The sequence below is a fragment of the Sinorhizobium sp. NG07B genome (assembly GCF_002532005.1).
Lineage (GTDB): Bacteria > Pseudomonadota > Alphaproteobacteria > Rhizobiales > Rhizobiaceae > Sinorhizobium > Sinorhizobium fredii_C.
Map to the genome: position 1 here is coordinate 42,824 of NZ_NWTD01000014.1, position 17,108 is coordinate 59,931.

14 protein-coding genes and 1 pseudogene are annotated in these 17,108 nt (G+C 58.9%); 10 read left to right on the top strand and 5 right to left on the bottom strand.

What is annotated here, in order from left to right:
• Positions 1-2: 2 nt before the first annotated feature.
• The 5 genes from hypF (at position 3) to glmS (ending at position 6,921) form a co-directional block, all read left to right on the top strand.
• Complete coding sequence (gene hypF / locus CO664_RS26815) at positions 3-2,282, top strand: carbamoyltransferase HypF (RefSeq protein ID WP_097527564.1); 2,280 nt, start codon at positions 3-5, stop codon at positions 2,280-2,282.
• Positions 2,273-2,500, top strand: coding sequence for a HypC/HybG/HupF family hydrogenase formation chaperone (locus tag CO664_RS26820; RefSeq protein ID WP_097527565.1), 228 nt, complete (start codon positions 2,273-2,275; stop codon positions 2,498-2,500). Before hypF ends, CO664_RS26820 begins: the two co-directional genes overlap by 10 nt.
• A complete protein-coding gene (gene hypD, locus CO664_RS26825; RefSeq protein WP_097527566.1) occupies positions 2,497-3,654 on the top strand; it encodes a hydrogenase formation protein HypD in 1,158 nt (385 codons plus the stop codon). The genes CO664_RS26820 and hypD overlap by 4 nt, the downstream gene beginning before the upstream one ends.
• Positions 3,651-4,703 carry a hydrogenase expression/formation protein HypE gene (gene hypE, locus CO664_RS26830; protein ID WP_097527567.1) on the top strand — a complete coding sequence of 351 codons (1,053 nt, stop codon included), beginning with the start codon at positions 3,651-3,653 and terminating at the stop codon, positions 4,701-4,703. The genes hypD and hypE overlap by 4 nt, the downstream gene beginning before the upstream one ends.
• Positions 4,704-5,094: 391 nt before the next feature.
• A complete protein-coding gene (gene glmS / locus CO664_RS26835; RefSeq protein ID WP_097527568.1) occupies positions 5,095-6,921 on the top strand; it encodes a glutamine--fructose-6-phosphate transaminase (isomerizing) in 1,827 nt (608 codons plus the stop codon).
• A 1,766-nt stretch (positions 6,922-8,687) separates the two neighbouring features.
• On the opposite strand, the gene CO664_RS26845 is transcribed toward glmS, so the two are convergent.
• Entirely contained in the window at positions 8,688-9,113 is a 426-nt protein-coding gene (locus tag CO664_RS26845) for a MucR family transcriptional regulator (RefSeq protein WP_097527570.1), read from the bottom strand.
• A 324-nt stretch (positions 9,114-9,437) separates the two neighbouring features.
• A complete protein-coding gene (locus CO664_RS26850; RefSeq protein ID WP_018098952.1) occupies positions 9,438-9,650 on the bottom strand; it encodes a hypothetical protein in 213 nt (70 codons plus the stop codon).
• Positions 9,651-10,294: 644 nt separating this feature from the next.
• Between CO664_RS26850 and CO664_RS26855 the strand changes: the two genes are divergently transcribed.
• Together CO664_RS26855 and CO664_RS26860 are read left to right on the top strand one after the other, a co-directional pair.
• On the top strand, positions 10,295-10,753 hold the full coding sequence (locus CO664_RS26855) for a transposase (RefSeq protein WP_097527571.1): 459 nt from the start codon (positions 10,295-10,297) through the stop codon (positions 10,751-10,753).
• Positions 10,754-10,947: 194 nt separating this feature from the next.
• Positions 10,948-11,562, top strand: coding sequence for a hypothetical protein (locus CO664_RS26860; protein WP_028004109.1), 615 nt, complete (start codon positions 10,948-10,950; stop codon positions 11,560-11,562).
• Positions 11,563-11,834: 272 nt separating this feature from the next.
• Here CO664_RS26860 and CO664_RS26865 read toward each other — a convergent pair.
• The 3 genes and pseudogenes from CO664_RS26865 to hemN form a co-directional block, all read right to left on the bottom strand.
• Positions 11,835-11,951, bottom strand: a pseudogene (locus tag CO664_RS26865) (YecA family protein); the annotation flags it as partial.
• Between the two features lie 209 nt (positions 11,952-12,160).
• On the bottom strand, positions 12,161-12,454 hold the full coding sequence (locus tag CO664_RS31395; RefSeq protein ID WP_097527572.1) for a hypothetical protein: 294 nt from the start codon (positions 12,452-12,454) through the stop codon (positions 12,161-12,163).
• A gap of 447 nt (positions 12,455-12,901) precedes the next feature.
• Positions 12,902-14,254: an oxygen-independent coproporphyrinogen III oxidase gene (hemN, locus tag CO664_RS26875; RefSeq protein ID WP_097527573.1), complete on the bottom strand. Its 1,353-nt coding sequence runs from the start codon at positions 14,252-14,254 to the stop codon at positions 12,902-12,904.
• A gap of 244 nt (positions 14,255-14,498) precedes the next feature.
• Here hemN and fixL point away from each other — a divergent pair, with 244 nt between their 5' ends.
• The 3 genes from fixL (at position 14,499) to CO664_RS26890 (ending at position 17,091) form a co-directional block, all read left to right on the top strand.
• On the top strand, positions 14,499-16,025 hold the full coding sequence (gene fixL, locus CO664_RS26880; RefSeq protein WP_097527574.1) for a PAS domain S-box protein: 1,527 nt from the start codon (positions 14,499-14,501) through the stop codon (positions 16,023-16,025).
• Positions 16,018-16,629: a response regulator FixJ gene (gene fixJ / locus CO664_RS26885; protein ID WP_026169037.1), complete on the top strand. Its 612-nt coding sequence runs from the start codon at positions 16,018-16,020 to the stop codon at positions 16,627-16,629. Before fixL ends, fixJ begins: the two co-directional genes overlap by 8 nt.
• A 102-nt stretch (positions 16,630-16,731) precedes the next feature.
• Positions 16,732-17,091 (top strand): hypothetical protein, encoded by a 360-nt coding sequence (locus CO664_RS26890; RefSeq protein ID WP_018098959.1) that lies wholly within the window; start codon positions 16,732-16,734, stop codon positions 17,089-17,091.
• Positions 17,092-17,108 lie beyond the last annotated feature (17 nt).

The window sequence follows — 17,108 nt, forward strand, 5'->3', positions numbered from 1 at the left end:
CAATGGCGCGGGTGCACGCACAACCGGCCGAACGCCAGGTCCGCCGGCGGATTAGGCTGCGGGTGCGCGGCACTGTGCAAGGCGTCGGCTTTCGGCCTTTCATCTACAGGCTCGCGCGCAAGATGCGGCTCTCCGGATACGTCCTTAATGACAGTGCGGGCGTGCTGATCGAGATCGAGGGCCTGGGCGCAGACGACTTCTCCAGGGAGATCCGAACTCAGGCGCCGCCCCTTGCCCGTATCGACGCCGTCGATGTACTGGAACTGGCGCCTGTCGGCGACAAACGATTCGAAATTCTCGACAGCCTCTGCGGCAGGAGTGCGGCTCGTATCGGCGCCGACGCCGCGACTTGCGAGGAATGCCGGCGGGAGCTCAAGGATCCGGGAAGCCGGTTTTTTGGCTATCCCTTCGTCAACTGTACCCAGTGCGGCCCGCGCTTCACTATCACCGGCTCGCTTCCCTATGATCGCGCCCAGACCTCGATGGCCTCGTTTTCGATGTGCGGTGCCTGCGCGGCTGAATATGACGACCCGGAGAACCGGCGGTTCCATGCCGAGCCCATTGCCTGTCCGGATTGCGGTCCGAGGCTCAGCCATCCGGTCGCCGAGTTGGCGGCGCGGCTAGAAGGCGGCGCGATCATCGCACTTAAGGGGGTCGGCGGGTTCCACCTGCACTGCGATGCCCGCAACGACGTGGCGATCGATCTCCTTAGGATGCGCAAGGGTCGGGACCAGAAGCCTTTCGCCGTCATGGTGCGGGATATCCCGGCGGCACGGCAACTCGCGCAGCTGACCGACGCCGAAGAGGAATTGCTGACCTCCGCCGCGAGCCCGATCGTTCTGGTCGAGGCCGTTGCCGGCGAACTCTCCAATCTCATTGCTCCCGGGCTCCGCCGGATAGGTCTCATTCTGGCCTACGCACCCACGCACTTCCTCCTGTTCGATGAGCTCGATCGTTTATCGCCGTTCTGTCCCCCTGCGCTGGTTGCGACCAGTGCCAATCCCGGTGGTGAGCCGCTCGTCGCAGACAATATGGATGTTGAGCTCCGCCTATCCGCGGTCGCCGATCTTATCGTCACCCATGATCGCGATATCATCATGCGTGCCGACGACTCAGTTATGCAGGTGATCGACGGCGCTCCCGCCTTCATCCGCCGCGCCCGCGGTTTTGTGCCAGAGCCCATCGACCTCGGCGAGGACGGACCTTCCGTGATTGCCACCGGTGCAGACCTCAAGAACACCCTATGCGTCACAAGGGGGGACGAGGCCTTCCTGTCGCAACATGTGGGCGGCCTCGACAATAGGGAGGCGATACGCTTCCAGCTTGAGGCGGCTGCCCATCTCTGTTCGATCCTTGATGTGAAGTTGGAATTCGCGGCCTGCGACCTGCATCCAGATTTCCGCTCGGTGCGGATGGCGGAGAGCTTCGGTCTGCCGGTCGTGCGAGTCCAGCACCATCTCGCTCATATCGCCGCCGTCGTTGCGGAGCATCGGCTTGCCGGGTCGGTTCTAGGGCTCGCGCTTGACGGCTACGGCTTTGGCATCGACGGCAGCAGTTGGGGCGGCGAGATGCTTGCAGTCGAGCGACATGACTGGCGGCGCTTGGGATCCCTCATGCCGCTGCCGCTGCCGGGTGGCGACCGCGCGGCGCGTGAACCCTGGCGCATGGGGGTCGCGGCGCTTCAGGCCGCGGGCCGTATCGACCTGGCGCTGGCGCTCGCGCCGGCTCATTCCTGCATGGCGCAATTGACGGCGATGTTCAGCCACCGCATGCGGTCCCCGGTTACGAGCAGCCTCGGCAGGCTCTTCGATGCTGCCGCGGCGATATCGGGCACTCGCCTTGTTCAGACCTATGAGGGGCAGGCGGCGATGGAATTCGAGGCGCTGGTTCGGGCGCCGCGCTGCCTTCCTGGTGGGTATGCCATAAAGAACGGGGTGCTCGACTTTCGGCCGCTTATTCTGCGTCTGACTGAGACAGGCAACGGCGCCGCCGATGCCGCCGACCTCTTCCATGGTACGCTGATTGCCGGCCTTGCAGATTGGGCGGCCAAGGGTGCGGCAAGCCTCGGCACGCGGCAGGTTGCGCTCAGCGGTGGATGTATGACGAACCGCGTCCTTGCGGCGGGTCTAGCGCAGGCGCTGCGGCAGCGCGGCCTTCACCCATATCTACCACGTCTGACGCCGGCCAATGACGGGGGAGTTGCGCTTGGGCAAGCGGCCCATGCGCGCCAAGTCATCATGAACAAGCGTGCGTCGGCGCTGGAGAGCCCGACATGTGCCTAGCCATACCGGTCCAGGTCACCGAAGTCCTGTCCGGCGAGATGGCGAAAGTCACGCTTGACGGCGTCTTGAAGGTCATCTCGACGGCCCTAATAGACGATGTCCGGCCGGGCGACTACGTCATCCTCCATGTCGGCTATGCGCTGACGAAGATTAAACCTGAGGAGGCGCAACGGACGCTCACGCTGATCCAAGAGGCTTCGATCGGTGACGCGTCATGAAATATATCGACGAATATCGAGACGGAAGGCTCGCCAAGCTTATTGCGGATCGGATAGCGGCTCTTGCCGATGCGGCCCGCTCCTATTGCCTCATGGAGTTCTGCGGCGGGCACACTCACGCGATCTCCCGTTACGGGCTTGACGATTTGCTACCTGCCAATGTCCGGATGATCCACGGCCCGGGCTGTCCGGTCTGCGTGCTGCCGATCGGCCGCATCGACGCGGCGATCGCGCTTGCGACCCGTCCCGAGATTACGCTGTGCACTTACGGCGACCTGATGCGAGTCCCGGGCACAAATCGTTCGAGCCTGCTTGAGGCCAAGGCGGCCGGCGCCGATATCCGCATAGTCTATTCGACGCTCGACGCGCTGAGGATCGCCAAGACGGAGCCCGAGCGCGAGGTGGTGTTCTTCGCGATTGGCTTCGAGACCACGACGCCGCCAACCGCGCTTGCACTCAAGACGGCTATCGCCAAGGGCCTCGGCAATTTCTCGGTCTTCTGCAACCATGTAGTGACACCGGCGGCCATGCACCACATTGTCGAAAGCCCGCCTGTCCGCAAGCTCGGCACGATCAAAATCGATGGGTTCATCGGCCCAGCTCATGTCAGCGCCGTGATCGGCACAAAGCCCTACGAATTGTTCGCCGAGAAATTTTGCAAGCCGGTCGTAGTGGCAGGCTTCGAGCCACTCGATGTCATCCAGGCAATCCTGATGCTGGTGCGGCAGATCAACGACGGGAGGCATGTGGTCGAAAACCAGTACATCCGCGCGGTGACCAGACTCGGCAACGAGAAGGCGCAGGCGGAGGTGGCGAATTTTTTCGAGCTGCGCGAGAGCTTCGAATGGAGAGGTCTTGGCGAACTGCCTTTGAGCGGGCTGCAGCTGCGTCCGCAATATGCGGCCTACGATGCCGAGAAGCGTTTTTCGATGGTGACATCCAGGGCCAAGGACAATCCCGCCTGTGAATGCGGCGCCATTCTGCGCGGAGCCAAGCAACCTGCCGAATGCAAGCTGTTTGGCGCGGTCTGTACGCCCGATACGCCGATGGGGTCCTGCATGGTGTCTTCGGAAGGTGCCTGCGCCGCACACTGGACCTATGGCCGCTTGCGCGAGAAGGCAGGGCAGGTGAACGCCCGGAGGGTGATCACATGAACATGATGACCGACGGCTACAATCGAAAGCTCGATCTTGCGGAAGGCCGGGTCGATCTATCGCATGGCGCCGGCGGACGTGCCATGAGACAACTCATCGGGGGTATCTTCCACGAGGCCTTCGACAACGAATGGCTGCGTGCCGGGAATGACCAGTCAGCCTTCGCCGTTTCGGACGGCCGCATGGTGATGAGCACCGACGGCTATGTCGTCTCGCCGCTGTTTTTTCCCGGCGGGAATATCGGCTCACTCGCCGTGCACGGCACGATCAACGACATCGCCATGGCCGCTGCTCGGCCGCTATATCTCTCAGCGAGCTTTATCATCGAGGAGGGCTTTCCGCTCGCCGATCTCAAACGCATCGCCGACAGCATGGGCGTGGCTTCGCGCGAGGCCGGTGTGCCGATTATCACCGGCGATACCAAGGTGGTCGAGCGAGGTAAAGCCGACGGTGTCTTCATCTCGACGGCTGGTGTCGGCAGGGTCCTGGACGGGCTCGATCTGCGCGCCGATGCCGCCCGGCCGCGCGATGCGGTTATCCTCTCCGGCTCGATTGGTGATCATGGCGTCGCCGTGTTGTCGAACCGCGAGAACTTAGAATTCGATGCGGCGATCGTCTCCGATAGCGCTCCCCTGCACACGCTAGTGGCCATGATGGTAGAAGCCGGTGGGAGGCACATCCGGCTGATGCGCGATCCCACGCGAGGCGGCCTCGCCGCCACTCTCAACGAGGTCGCGAGCCAGTCGAAGGTCGGCTTCCATATCGATGAGGAAGCGATCCCGATCAAGCCGCAGGTGGCTGCGGTTTGCGAGTTTCTGGGGCTCGATCCGCTCAATGTCGCCAATGAGGGCAAGCTTGTCGCTGTCGCCGCACCGGAAGGCGCCGAAGCAATTCTGGATGCGATGCGTGCACATCCCCTCGGGCGCGAGGCGGCCCTCATCGGACATGTCGTCGCTGACGACGACTGCTTCGTGCAGATGTCGACCTCCTTCGGCGGCCGCCGGATCGTCGACTGGCTTACGGGCGAGCAATTGCCGAGAATCTGCTGAGAGCAGATAACATCAGCTTCAATTCTCTGTTCCACCGGCTGCATGTCGACTTGCGAGATGCTCTGTCATCCGCGCGTCGAGCACAGCGAGCACTTTGCGGCCAGAGCCCTTGAAGCGCATCAGCGTAATGCATCCGTAACGCAAATGCCTGTTATCCAAACAATCAATTTTCCCGATCCATCGAGCGCCATTAGAAAGTGCTGAAACTAACGAAAATCAAGTCCAGCAGACTTACCTGCCGGCATTTTCGCTCGGCCGATTGACAACAGCAGGTGACGCGCAGCGAAGGCACGATCGCCCGTGCGAGGCAACCGGGAAGCTATCGGCATTGCCCGCTCAGACGGGGTATTTGAGTACGCCGTATCGGCGGGAAGGAACGCGAAGAGGGGATATGTGCGGGATTGTGGGTATCGTCGGGCAGCAGCCGGTCTCGGAGCGGTTGGTCGATGCGTTGAAGCGCCTGGAATATCGCGGCTACGATTCGGCCGGGGTTGCGACCATCGATGGCGGAGCGCTCGATCGCCGGCGCGCCGAGGGAAAGATTTTCAATCTCGAGGCAAGGTTGAGAGAACAGCCTCTGGCCGGCGCAATCGGCATAGGCCATACGCGCTGGGCGACCCACGGGGCGCCGACCGAGCGCAATGCCCATCCGCATTTCACCGACGGCGTCGCTGTCGTGCACAACGGCATCATCGAGAATTTTGCCGAGCTGAAGGACGAGTTGTCCGAAGCGGGTGCCGAATTCCAGACCGAGACCGACACGGAAGTCGTCGCGCAGTTGCTGGCAAGATTTCGCCGTGACGGCTTTGGGCGGCGCGAGGCGATGTTTGCGACGCTGAGGCGGTTGAAGGGCGCCTATGCACTTGCCGTTCTTTTCCAGGACGATCCGTTGACGATCATGGCGGCCCGTAATGGCCCGCCGCTGGCGATTGGTCACGGCGAGGGCGAAATGTTCCTTGGATCCGACGCCATCGCACTCGGGCCCTTCACCAATGAAATCACCTATCTTATCGATGGCGATTGGGCGATCATCGACAAGACCGGTGCCCAGATCTTTGATATCGACGGCAATGTAGCCGCCCGGCCGCGGGAGGTCTGCTTAAACGTCGCCTTTCCGGTCGACAAGGGCAACCATCGCCATTTCATGGAGAAGGAAATCTACGAGCAGCCGGAGGTCATCTCCCACGCGCTCAGCCATTATATCAACTTCATTGACCATCGGGTGCTGCCGGTTTCGGACGCGATCGACTTCGCCAAGGTGCCGAGCCTGGCGATCTCCGCCTGCGGCACCGCGTATCTGGCAGGGCTAATCGGCAAATATTGGTTCGAGCGCTATGCACGACTGCCGGTCGAAATCGATGTCGCTTCGGAGTTCCGCTACCGCGAAATTCCGCTTTCGCCGCAGTCGGCCGCTCTCTTCATCTCGCAATCGGGCGAGACAGCCGACACGCTTGCTTCCCTGCGCTACTGCAAGGAACACGGCCTGAAGATCGGCGCGGTCGTCAATACGCGCGAATCGACGATCGCGCGCGAGTCCGACGCCGTCTTCCCGATTCTCGCGGGGCCGGAGATCGGCGTGGCGTCGACCAAGGCCTTCACCTGCCAGCTTGCGGTCCTGGCCGCGCTCGCCGTCGCTGCCGGCAGGGCGCGCGGCACTGTCAGCGAGCAGGAGGAGCAGGCGCTGGTGAGGAGCCTTGCCGAGATGCCGCGCCTCATGGGGCAGGTGCTCAACAGCATCCAGCCGAAGATCGAGTTCCTGTCGCGCGAATTGTCGAAGTGCCGCGATGTGCTTTATCTCGGTCGCGGCACAAGCTTCCCGCTCGCGATGGAAGGTGCCCTGAAGCTCAAGGAAATTTCCTATATCCACGCGGAAGGCTATGCTGCCGGCGAGCTGAAACATGGTCCGATCGCTCTGATCGACGAAAACATGCCGGTGATCGTGATCGCGCCGCATGACCGCTTTTTCGACAAGACCGTTTCCAACATGCAGGAAGTGGCGGCGCGTGGCGGACGGATCATTCTGATTACCGACGGGAAGGGCGCTGCCGCTTCGAAGCTCGACACGATGCATACGATCGTACTTCCAAACGTCGACGAAATCATCGCGCCGATGATCTTCTCGCTGCCGGTCCAACTGCTCGCCTATCACACGGCGGTCTTCATGGGCACCGACGTCGATCAGCCGCGCAACCTCGCAAAGTCGGTCACCGTCGAATGATGATCCGCCGGAGACGCGAGGGGTTGCGAATTCGTAGTTTCCTAGCGCCAGAAACGATGACGTCCCTGGTCGTTCCGATGTATCCCGACTTTTGGCCGGTCACCTCCTCCATAACAGCGCTCCTTTGGGCGTATAATTGAATCACGCAGGGACGATGTCTGCCTCTGTTCAAATCTCCGTCACGCGGATTGCAATTTTCACGTCGGACGGCCGCGCCTCAGCCGCCCGCTCGAAAAACAGAATTGGTGAGAGGGGCGCAGAGGTGGAACAGAACTCGCAGGTCAGCCCAACCAGACCCGGTATCAAGCCGCATTGTGATGAACGGAGGCGCTGGAGGTAGGGCGAGCAGGCGCGATAGTTGACAATCACGCCGCTTTGTTTAGCCTGAAACAGCGGGGGCGAGACATCAGCTTGCCTTGCTGGTCAAGACTAGACAGCGGGTTGCCTACAAACGGCGCTCGTCCGGTTCAAAGACTGCGGAGTGGCGCATTCAGATGCGTCGTCTTGTGCGAGGATTCTCCTCCCGACTGAGGGGCGGCCCTTCAAAGGTTCGCTGCACGTCCGCTTCAGAATGAAGCAAAGGACGTGGACTCATGAGAAACAGTCGCAAGCTAAGAATGCTCAGGAACAAAGCCGCGCAACGCCAGCGAGGGCGTTGCCACTACTGCTTGGAACCCATGTGGGACGAAGACCAAACCGCCTTCGGCAAGCGCTTCTCGCTGTCATTGAGGGAAACGCTGCGATACCGCTGCACCGCGGAGCATCTCCTCGAAAGAGGCAAGGGCGGGGCCGATGACGAGCGCAACATCGTCGCCGCTTGTCATCACTGCAACAGGACTCGCCATCGCGCGAAACGGCCGAAAGACCCGGTATCCTACGCGAAGTATGTCCAGTCCCGAATCGGAAAAGGGCGATGGCATCCTGACAGGCTGGATCGTCAGCCCGACCCTTGATGCGGTCACGACCCATTCCCTTACCTGAGGGCCGTCCGAACGGACGATGATCGCGGGCGGATTTCGCTCGAAAGCGGAAGCCACAGGCCGTCGCGTGAAGAGCACTCAATATGATCGCCACACTGGTTGTGCCCACGGGGGGTGGAAGGGGGGCCGAATGCCAAGCGCATCCGCATTGCGCGACACTTGGCGAATGCTCTCGCGGACGCGAAAAGTCGTTGTTTCCGGCGAGGTAACCGATGCCATGGGCGCGGAGCCACTGGGATTCCTCCTTATCAGGCAGACGGCCGCATGATGGCATTGGTGGTCAGCCGTGGTCGGCCTGTACCCAAGGCGCCAGGCTTACGAATGACGAGAAAGCTGCTCTTTCGAACTCGTCCGGCCGTATTCGATCAGCGGCGACAGGGCTTTCAATATGACCCGCGTCTCAGCCATAGCTAAAGCAGAAGCCTATTTCGGTTCCGGTAACTTCCGCAGCGATCTCGCGCCACGGGTTGATATGCCTACCCGCGAGCCGAGATGCCGCCTGGACTTCAAAACCTCGGCGAGGAGGTGCCCACATGAGCCTTGTAACAAGCGGGCTCCCATGAGGGAAATGGTACGATTCTGTGCGTTTGCCGGCGTCCTTTTCTGCGCCGCTTTACCTGCCGCCGGATTGTCTCCTTGCGTGGACGTGGCTCTTGTGTTGGCCGTCGACGCCTCGGAAAGCATCGACGACGCGGAATCCTGCAACTTGCGCGCCGGGTGCAACAGCTGTCTCGGACAGAGTTCAACGACACCTCATGCGATGTCTTGCCGGTCGGAGCTGCGGGTCTACTCGCGTACCTCCCGTCTCTTGCCAAAGCCGGCTGCACGCGCGAGCGCGGAGCGTTGTCGAGCATAGTTTGGAGCAACCATCGGGTAGTCAGCCGGAAGGTTCCACCTTGCACGATATTCCTCAGGTGTAAGCCCGTACTTTGCCATCAGGTGCCGCCTCAGCGATTTGAACTTTTGGCCATCCTCGAGGCAAATGATGAATTCGGATGTCACCGACTTCTTGATCGGAATGGCGGGGCGACGTTCTTCAACGGCAACGTCGGCCTTGTCTGACTGAGATGTGCTGCTCAGCGAGGAATACGTCTGCTCGATAAGATCAGGCAGATCTGCGGCTGGAACAACATTGCGGCTCAGATAAGCGGCCACAATTCGGCTCGTCAGCTCGAGCCTCCGTTCCTCATTGCCCGAACTCCATTCGCTCAACGGTCTTCTCCTTTGTTTGCAAGTCGCTCAGATTCGCTCAGCGTGCAGGTATTTCGGTCGGAAGGAAGGCGGGGACAGGCCTAAGATGTCTTTTTTAACAGCTTTGGTGTCGTTGACTCGTCTTGAGCTGACGATTTCATTTTGCCGGGTCCGACGCTCCTCTCACCCTGGTGTACCCGGAGCACGGGAGCCCACGAGGATGGCATTACAGCTTGACATGCTTCATGCGTTGCGTGAGGCGAGCGAACCTGTTCATGAAGCTTCAGCCGTCTTTAAAGCAGACGCGAAACGACCACATGGCGCGACATCAGAGGAGAGCGGAAACTATAACGTATCATCTGTCAGGCTATCGAACACTTCCAACAACGCGTCACTTATGGCCTTGCCTAGCATCACTGCAGTATCCGTCACCGCTTCCTCGTTCATGTCATGAGCCGCCATGGCAAACGCCGCGCCCTCCGAGGTCACAATTTCCTGCGCGCGCTGTATCGCCCACAGAACAAACTCGCTACGGCTGCTGATTTCCACGGTTTCCATGATTTCTCCTGATTGCTGGGGCGGTTGCTGTATAGCGAACCGACGGGGATAACGCGGTCCCGAAAATCGATTCTTGGCCGGTCACTATATTCATCCTAACTTTGCCTTGGAATGGGCCAACTCTCGCGAGATCGAATGCGGGTATCACGTCGCCTTCCCTAGTAAGGCCGCACGGTCGCACAGAGGTTTTCGCGTAAGTCACTGGGCCGCTTGCATCCGGGGCGAGACTAATTTGTTCAGCACGACGATTGCGATGCCGGTGCGAGGGCATCCTCGCGTTATGCCGGTTTCCTCAGCGAGGCATTGCAGCCGATCTTGTTGCTTACGAACTGTAATCCGAGTTGACGGGCATCGGCTGACCGCATGCCGCGCCGTTGCACAGACGCGGGGATGAGTTTCAGCTTGGGTTGCCGGCTCCCGATCCGCGCGTGGTACTAAGGCCATCCCCCTGCAGATAGGTAATTTCGCGTCGATGCGATGAAGATGAGACACGAGGTTCCAATTGCGAAGGCGGAAGTCCTTCTTGCGACATCACTCGACAGCACAGACCCAAGATTAAGTATGCAAAAACTAGGAGTTTGACGGTCTGTTGACTCTGTAGTTCACTCAGATCAAAACAGGTGATGACTTAAGGAGAGTTTAGGATGGCTGACGAGAGTAACACAGGACCGATTTCTGCAGTTGCAGAGACGAATGCTGAAGTGAAAACACCAACGGGTAAGAAGCAGAAGTCGCCAAGACGCCAGAAGGCGGCTGCCGAACCAGCTCGCACCCAATCGACGGCGCCGGCCGCAAAGCCCAGAAGGTATGGCGAACAAGAGAAAGCCGAGAAGCTCAAGCTCATCGAGTCGCAAGTCAATGAAGGCAAAGGCACACTCAAAGACGCCATAAAGAGCGCCGGCATATCGGAGCAGACCTACTATCAGTGGAAACGGACCGCAAAGCCCGCTGAACAAAAGCCCGAGAAGGCTGTTCTGGCCGGTGACGACGAGTTGGCTGATTTCGTTCGACTGGAAGAGGAAAACCAGCGGCTCCGCAAGCTTCTGGCGGAAAAGTTGCGAGCGGAGAATGCCGACCTGCGCAAAAGACTCGGACTAGACTAAGCCAGCTAGGCCCGCGCCGGCCCGTAACCGCTGGCATGATATTGTCCATGATGGGCAATCAGTCACGCGAATGTTCCCGCGGCTCGCGCGCTAGTGAGTTGAAGCGCGAGGTGAGGAGATATATGCGTCCGCAGCCAGGGGCTCACCGGCGCTGGCTAGGAGTGGTTTTTTAAAATGCTTAAGGTTCAGGGTATATGAAAGTACCACAACGGAGCTTCATCGTTGAATTCAAGTCGGGGCGTCGACAGACTAAGGCGAGGACAAACTCCATTTGGGGGGACACAGACCTCAAGGCTTTGGCCCGCGCAGTAGAAGAGGAGTCGTCCCACCTGTTCAATTCGACTGAAGTACCTGTCACGCCTGACGCAAGTGGAGACATGGTATCTCAGCAGATCGATGTTGGTTCTGCAAGCGAACCTTCGGGCGATATCGACGTTGCAGCAGAAGCCGTGCCGTTGGACCTTGCCGCAGGAACTGAAGAACAAAAGCAGCGTGAGGCCGAGCGTCTGCCCGACGAGCGTGTTGCAGTGGTAGAAGAAACCCAGCCGACGTCGGGGCCGCAAGCAACACCAAGGGGCCGTTCTCGAAAGCGTGCCAGGTATGCGCCGGCCCGGGCAATTGGGTCAACTTCAACGCGTCCAAACGAGCGCAAAAACGGGCCATCCGCGACCGCTGACAATGCGAGCTCCCTAGAGGAAGTTGCGGCCCTTGAGGCAGAAAACAAGCGGCTAAAGAGACTGCTGGCTGAACAGCTTTATGCACAGAACTTGCAGCTTAAGAGGATGCTTGCGCGGTTCCACGTGACATGAGGAGGCTGCACCGCCACCGCCGCTAGGCTCCGTGAAAACTACCTGCAATAGGAGCGAGCCAGCTTACTGTCCACCTATCAAAGCGACGTCTCAAAGGACCCGGCGTCCTCCTGAGTGCGCTAAGGAAGGTAAGTCGAAGCCGGCCAGGGTATAAAGGTTGCGACCCTGCCCATTCGCAATGCCTTTTTGGGTACGGCTTTTCTCGCGTTCCTTTCGAAACCTCTCCCGGCGACCAGGCGCAGGCGAGCAGCGCACGGCTTTCGTCCGTTGTTTCACAACTTCTGCTTTGCGCGCTTTGGCATGAAGTAGCTTCGGATATTGACGAGCGCTTCGTCGACGGCAGCAGCATCCTCGTGGGTGGTGGGCCCTTTAGTCTCGCTAAGTTTTCGGGGCACGCACTTTCTCGTTCGGGGCCGCGAGCCTCGCTGGGCCTCCGCTTTTGTACAACGGCTTCGCCCCCGCGACGATCGGTCTCATGCTCATGGCAGCCTTCTGCCTGCGCCGGGGTCGCGGGTCGACTATCGAGCGAGGAGATCTTTCTGGCCGTTATTCGAGCGGCCAGCGGCGACGCAGATTGGGAATCTCGAGGAATGTCCGGTTAGAAATACGATCGTGCGAGTGGCCCTATATATTCGATTCTAAAGCCATCCATTCGCGCCTTTCGGATAAAGGCGTTCGCCCCGGCAAGACCAGTCTCGAACACGTGCCCGTCTCGAGTGCTCCTTGAAAAGTTAGTCTCGAACCAGGGACTTGCCCTTAGCGAAAGAAGGCTGATGCGCCATTTTCGCGCTTCCTTTCTTTCAATGCGGAAATCCGCGGCCGGAGAGCCCTGGTCACTCAGCTCCGCCGTGTCCGTCTTGCCAGGTATAAAACCTCCATCTGCGTGGGCCATAATCACGCTCCTCCTCGTGTTAGCGTTGGAAACAAGCCAGATGCTTACCTTGCCGCGGGTAATCCCAGAAACGCGGCTAGGCCTGCCCTCCCTTGCGCTATGTCACAAAATTACTTTCCGGCTGTGACAAAAGCCTCGACTTTAAAAAGCACCTTAATTGATGCATGCTTCGTCGCCGGTCTTTGAGCGAGATCAAACGCTCCCAAGAAAATATGGGTCGCCGCAAGCGGTGACTGTCACTACCAGGGGATACCCGAATAACAGATCCGCAAGAGCCATTCTGACAGGTGTGAGCGTTTGCAGGTTGAGCTCTCTCGCGATACTTCTAGCCTGTCGAACGAGATCGTCCAGTGGACGTCTGCCAAATGTCCGACTGAAGTCGGTTGACGTTATATGCTGAACAACCTCTCGGTTCACGCCATGCCGTCTTCGTCATCGAAAATAGCTTCAAGCCGCCTTGATGCAGCTTCGCGTCGATACGTTCAGATAGGCATCGAAAGCTGCAGCGACTGCACGGATCAGGAAACGCCCTTCCTCCCGCAACCGTATGACCCCGCCCTCGTTTTCTAGGATTCCGTCGCTTTCCAGCATGGCGAGCCTGTCATTCCCGTCTAAAAGGGCACTATGCTCGAATCCATGGGCGGCGGCGAGTGCCGGAATGTCAACCCGCAAGTCGCACATCAGGCGCTCGATGATGTTTGCCCGCAACCGGTCCTCGGCCGACAAGCGGTAGCCTTTCACTATGGCAAGACGACCAGATGCAATCCGTTTCGCGTAGTCACCAGGGGATACCTCATTCTGAACATAACCGCCTGCCAAGCGGCCAATGGCCGATGCTCCGAAGCCGATGAGCGTCTCGCAGGCGTCGGTGGTGTAACCCTGAAAGTTTCGGTGCAATTGCCCGTTTGCCTGTGCAATTGCCAGATTGTCGCCTGGCCGGGCGAAATGGTCGAGCCCTATGCTGCAATACCCGGCCGAAAGGAGATTTTCCGCAATCGCCTGTGCCTGAGCAAGACGGTCTCCAGCACTGGCGAGCATGGCTTCATTAATCATTCGCTGATGCCTCTTGAGAGTAGGCACGTGGGCATAGCCGAAAACGGCGAAACGATCTGGCTGCATTTCGAGCGCCATCTTGATCGTGTCGATGCAGGATTCGACCGTCTGGTGTGGCAGGCCATAGATTAAATCAAAATTAATGCTGTCTACGCCCGCGCGGCGCAGGTGGGAAACCGCATTTATTGTCTGTTTGAGGCTCTGGTTTCGGTTTATCGCCTTCTGTACCACCGGATCGAAGCTCTGCACCCCGAGGCTTGCACGGCGGACCCCTGCTATGCCAAGAACCGCCGCCATCTCCTGCTCTAGCGTCCTAGGATCAATCTCAATGGCGATTTGGGTGGTACTTGCGAGATCGAAGTGCTCGTTTAGAAGCTCGATAAATGCCAGCATTTCCTTCGGTCGCATGATTGTTGGAGTTCCTCCGCCGAAATGTACATGGTCGATGTTGAGGGGCGCTTTTGTCGTTGCCGATACGAGGCATATCTCCTTACGCAGCATATGAAGGTAGTTGCCGATCGGTAGGTCGCGTCGCGTGATCGTCGTGTGACAGGCGCAGTACAAACACCTCGAGCGACAGAAGGGGATGTGCACGTATAGCGACGCCGGTTTCTCCCGGGGTATCTCGGCGAGCCAGTCATGATAGGCGCTTGCGTCCACGTCGGGTGAGAATTGTAGCGACGTCGGGTAACTCGTGTAGCGGGGCAGGCGCGCATCGCCGTATTTTGCAGCAAGAGCTGATTGCATAGGGAGATCCTTCTCTAGAGGGCGGTGCAAGTACCGCACTCTAGGGCCTCATCTCGCGAGCTCTTTGATCGAAAGCAAGGATTGCTTCCAAATTCACGTAATTATGCGGGGCGATCGAAGTGCGGCAACATAGCCGCGGGATGGCTGATGACTGCGGCATAGCCTATGGAATAGGCGGCGTGCGCTTGACTAAGGCGTTTCCTCGGCGAAAGACTGGACACAGCAACAGTAAACTAGTCCTCTGATGGATCAGGCAAATGCATTCACAAAACGTCTGTGGAACGATCCGCCTTGGCAGATGCTTGCCAGATGGCGAGGGGAGGGGATGAGATCCTATGTAATCGTAACTGCGGTTCCAGTAGCCATTCTCGCACTGAGACTAGCGCTGTCACCGTTCATCGGCGACAGCCTTGTTCTGTCCTCGTTTATTCCCGGTATGCTGATCGCCGCGTTCGTCGGCGGGCAAAAGCCAGTCGTACTTGCAGCCGCAATGTCGATATTGGCAGCTATCTTTCTTCACTGGCTCGAAGATGCTCCTTACCCGGAGCTTGTCGAGTTGATTGTTTTTGGTTTGGCAATGCTTCTCATCGCATGCCTGGGAGAGGTGCTGGAGGCAGGGAGACGCGCCATGGACAAGATAAAGGCTGCCGTCAAAGCCCGTGATGCACATCTTAGGTCCATACTGGACACAGTACCAGATGCAACCGTGGTCAGCGCAGCCAATGGTACGATTGTTTCCTTCAACGCCGCCGCCGTGCGGCAGTTCGGCTATGCAGAAGAGGAGGTCATCGGCGAGAACCTTCGCATCCTGATGCCAGAACCCTATCGCCATGAACACGACGGATATATGCAGCGATACATGAGGACCGGGGAAAAGCGCATCATTGGTATTGACCGCGTCATCGTAGGGCGGAGGAAAGACGGATCAACATTTCCAATGAAGCTGGCTGTAGGCGAGATGCGGTCTGGAGGCGAGCGGTTCTTCACCGGCTTCATTAGAGACCTGACCGAGCGGGAGGAGTCGGCCGCAAGGCTTGAACAGATCCAGGCGGAATTGGCCAGGCTCGCCCGTCTCAAAGAGATGGGCGAGATGGCCACGACGCTTGCGCATGAGCTCAATCAACCCCTATCTGCGATCGCGAACTATGCTCATGGTTGTACGAGGCTGTTGCGCGATATGGACGCCTCAATGGCAATGAGGATGCGCGACGCGCTGGAGGAGGTGGCGAGCCAATCCCTGCGCGCAGGACAGATCATCAAGCATCTCCGGGAGTTCGTTACGAAAGGTGAGAAGGAAAGGGCACCCGAGGACATCCGTAAATTGGTGGAGGAAGCTGGCGCGCTGGCTCTTGTCGGTTCCCGTGAGAATAACGTTCGAACGGTATTCGAGTATTTGCCGGGTGCCGACATGGTGATGGTCGATCGGATCCAGGTCCAACAAGTGCTGATCAACCTCATGCGCAATGCGGTCGAGGCGATGCGCGAGGTAGAGCACCGCGAGCTTATCGTTCGCACCATGCCGGCTGGTGCGGGGGAAATCGCTGTGACGGTAAGAGACACGGGTGGTGGAATCCCAGAGGAGGTCACCGGAGAGCTTTTCAAGCCATTCTTTACGACGAAGCCGAGCGGAATGGGGGTCGGTCTTTCGATTTCCAAGCGCATCGTCGAAGCGCATGGCGGCGAGATGACCTTTTCGAAGAATGAAGCGGGAGGGGTAACCTTCCGGTTCACGCTTCCCGCCTATGTGGAGCGGATTGATGGAAATGACTGACTATACAGTTCACATTGTCGATGACGAAGAGCCCGTTCGCAAGTCGCTTGCCTTCATGCTGACGATGAATGGTTATGCCGTAAAGGTGCACGAGTCGGCTGCCTCCTTCCTGGACTTCGCTCCGAATATCCGCGACGGAATTCTAGTAACAGACCTCAGGATGCCTGATATTTCAGGGGTGGGTCTCATCCGCCAGCTCGGCTTAAAGAAAATAAAGATACCCGCCATCGTGATCACGGGACATGGCGATGTGCCAATGGCAGTCGAGGCGATGAGAGCGGGAGCACTGGACTTTATTGAGAAGCCGTTTGAGGACTCGCTGATCGTGGAAGCTATTGAACGGGCATCAGGACATTTGACTGTTCCCGCGGTGGCCGATGAGATCACAGACATCCAGGCGCGCCTTGACACACTCAGTCCCAGAGAACGGCAGGTGCTCTCAGCGGTGGTCTCTGGCCTCGCCAATAAAACGATTGCATACGATCTCGATATCAGTCCCCGAACCGTGGAGGTGCACCGCGCGAACGTAATGTCCAAAATGAGAGCCAAGAGCCTCCCGCATCTTGTTGGGATGGCTATCGCGGCCGGGTTCGCGCCTTCGTAATTTTTGCCCTCTTGATCTCGCGCAATGCGTCGGCTTGTCGCAAGCGTTCAAATGGCGCTTAGCGGGCGGGCATATGCACGCCAGAACAAGCGGAACACTAAGTTGTCAGTTGCCAGGATCATCGTTCTCGTTGTACCGGACCGGGGCCTCCGGCGATCCCTTGCGTTCGCGCTAGAGGTTGAAGGTTACTTGACGGAGTCCTACGACGCGTTATGGAAGGCGGAGGCTTCCACCGGGCGGGCGCTCTGCACCATCGTCGACGAAGAGATTTTGAAGTCCGAGCAGCAAACGCCAAGGTCCCTAGAGACACCCGATGGTCGTGTAGTCCTCCTAGTTGATGGAATGACGGCGGTCAAAGAACAAGGCGACACGATCGTCTTGACGAAACCGATCAACGGCTCCGATCTCGTGAGCGTGGTGAACGACCTAGAAACGATGGCGGTTCGGAGAGACCGAGCATGACGCGACTGGCGGGCTCT

What these genes read in the sequence shown, in the direction of transcription:
- hypF (WP_097527564.1), top strand. Translation starts at nt 3, where the DNA reads ATGGCGCGGGTGCACGCACAACCGGCCGAACGCCAGGTCCGCCGGCGG.
- CO664_RS26820 (WP_097527565.1), top strand. Translation starts at nt 2,273, where the DNA reads ATGTGCCTAGCCATACCGGTCCAGGTCACCGAAGTCCTGTCCGGCGAG.
- hypD (WP_097527566.1), top strand. Translation starts at nt 2,497, where the DNA reads ATGAAATATATCGACGAATATCGAGACGGAAGGCTCGCCAAGCTTATT.
- hypE (WP_097527567.1), top strand. Translation starts at nt 3,651, where the DNA reads ATGAACATGATGACCGACGGCTACAATCGAAAGCTCGATCTTGCGGAA.
- glmS (WP_097527568.1), top strand. Translation starts at nt 5,095, where the DNA reads ATGTGCGGGATTGTGGGTATCGTCGGGCAGCAGCCGGTCTCGGAGCGG.
- CO664_RS26850 (WP_018098952.1), bottom strand. Translation starts at nt 9,650, where the DNA reads ATGGAAACCGTGGAAATCAGCAGCCGTAGCGAGTTTGTTCTGTGGGCG.
- CO664_RS26855 (WP_097527571.1), top strand. Translation starts at nt 10,295, where the DNA reads ATGGCTGACGAGAGTAACACAGGACCGATTTCTGCAGTTGCAGAGACG.
- CO664_RS26860 (WP_028004109.1), top strand. Translation starts at nt 10,948, where the DNA reads ATGAAAGTACCACAACGGAGCTTCATCGTTGAATTCAAGTCGGGGCGT.
- CO664_RS31395 (WP_097527572.1), bottom strand. Translation starts at nt 12,454, where the DNA reads ATGGCCCACGCAGATGGAGGTTTTATACCTGGCAAGACGGACACGGCG.
- hemN (WP_097527573.1), bottom strand. Translation starts at nt 14,254, where the DNA reads ATGCAATCAGCTCTTGCTGCAAAATACGGCGATGCGCGCCTGCCCCGC.
- fixL (WP_097527574.1), top strand. Translation starts at nt 14,499, where the DNA reads ATGGATCAGGCAAATGCATTCACAAAACGTCTGTGGAACGATCCGCCT.
- fixJ (WP_026169037.1), top strand. Translation starts at nt 16,018, where the DNA reads ATGACTGACTATACAGTTCACATTGTCGATGACGAAGAGCCCGTTCGC.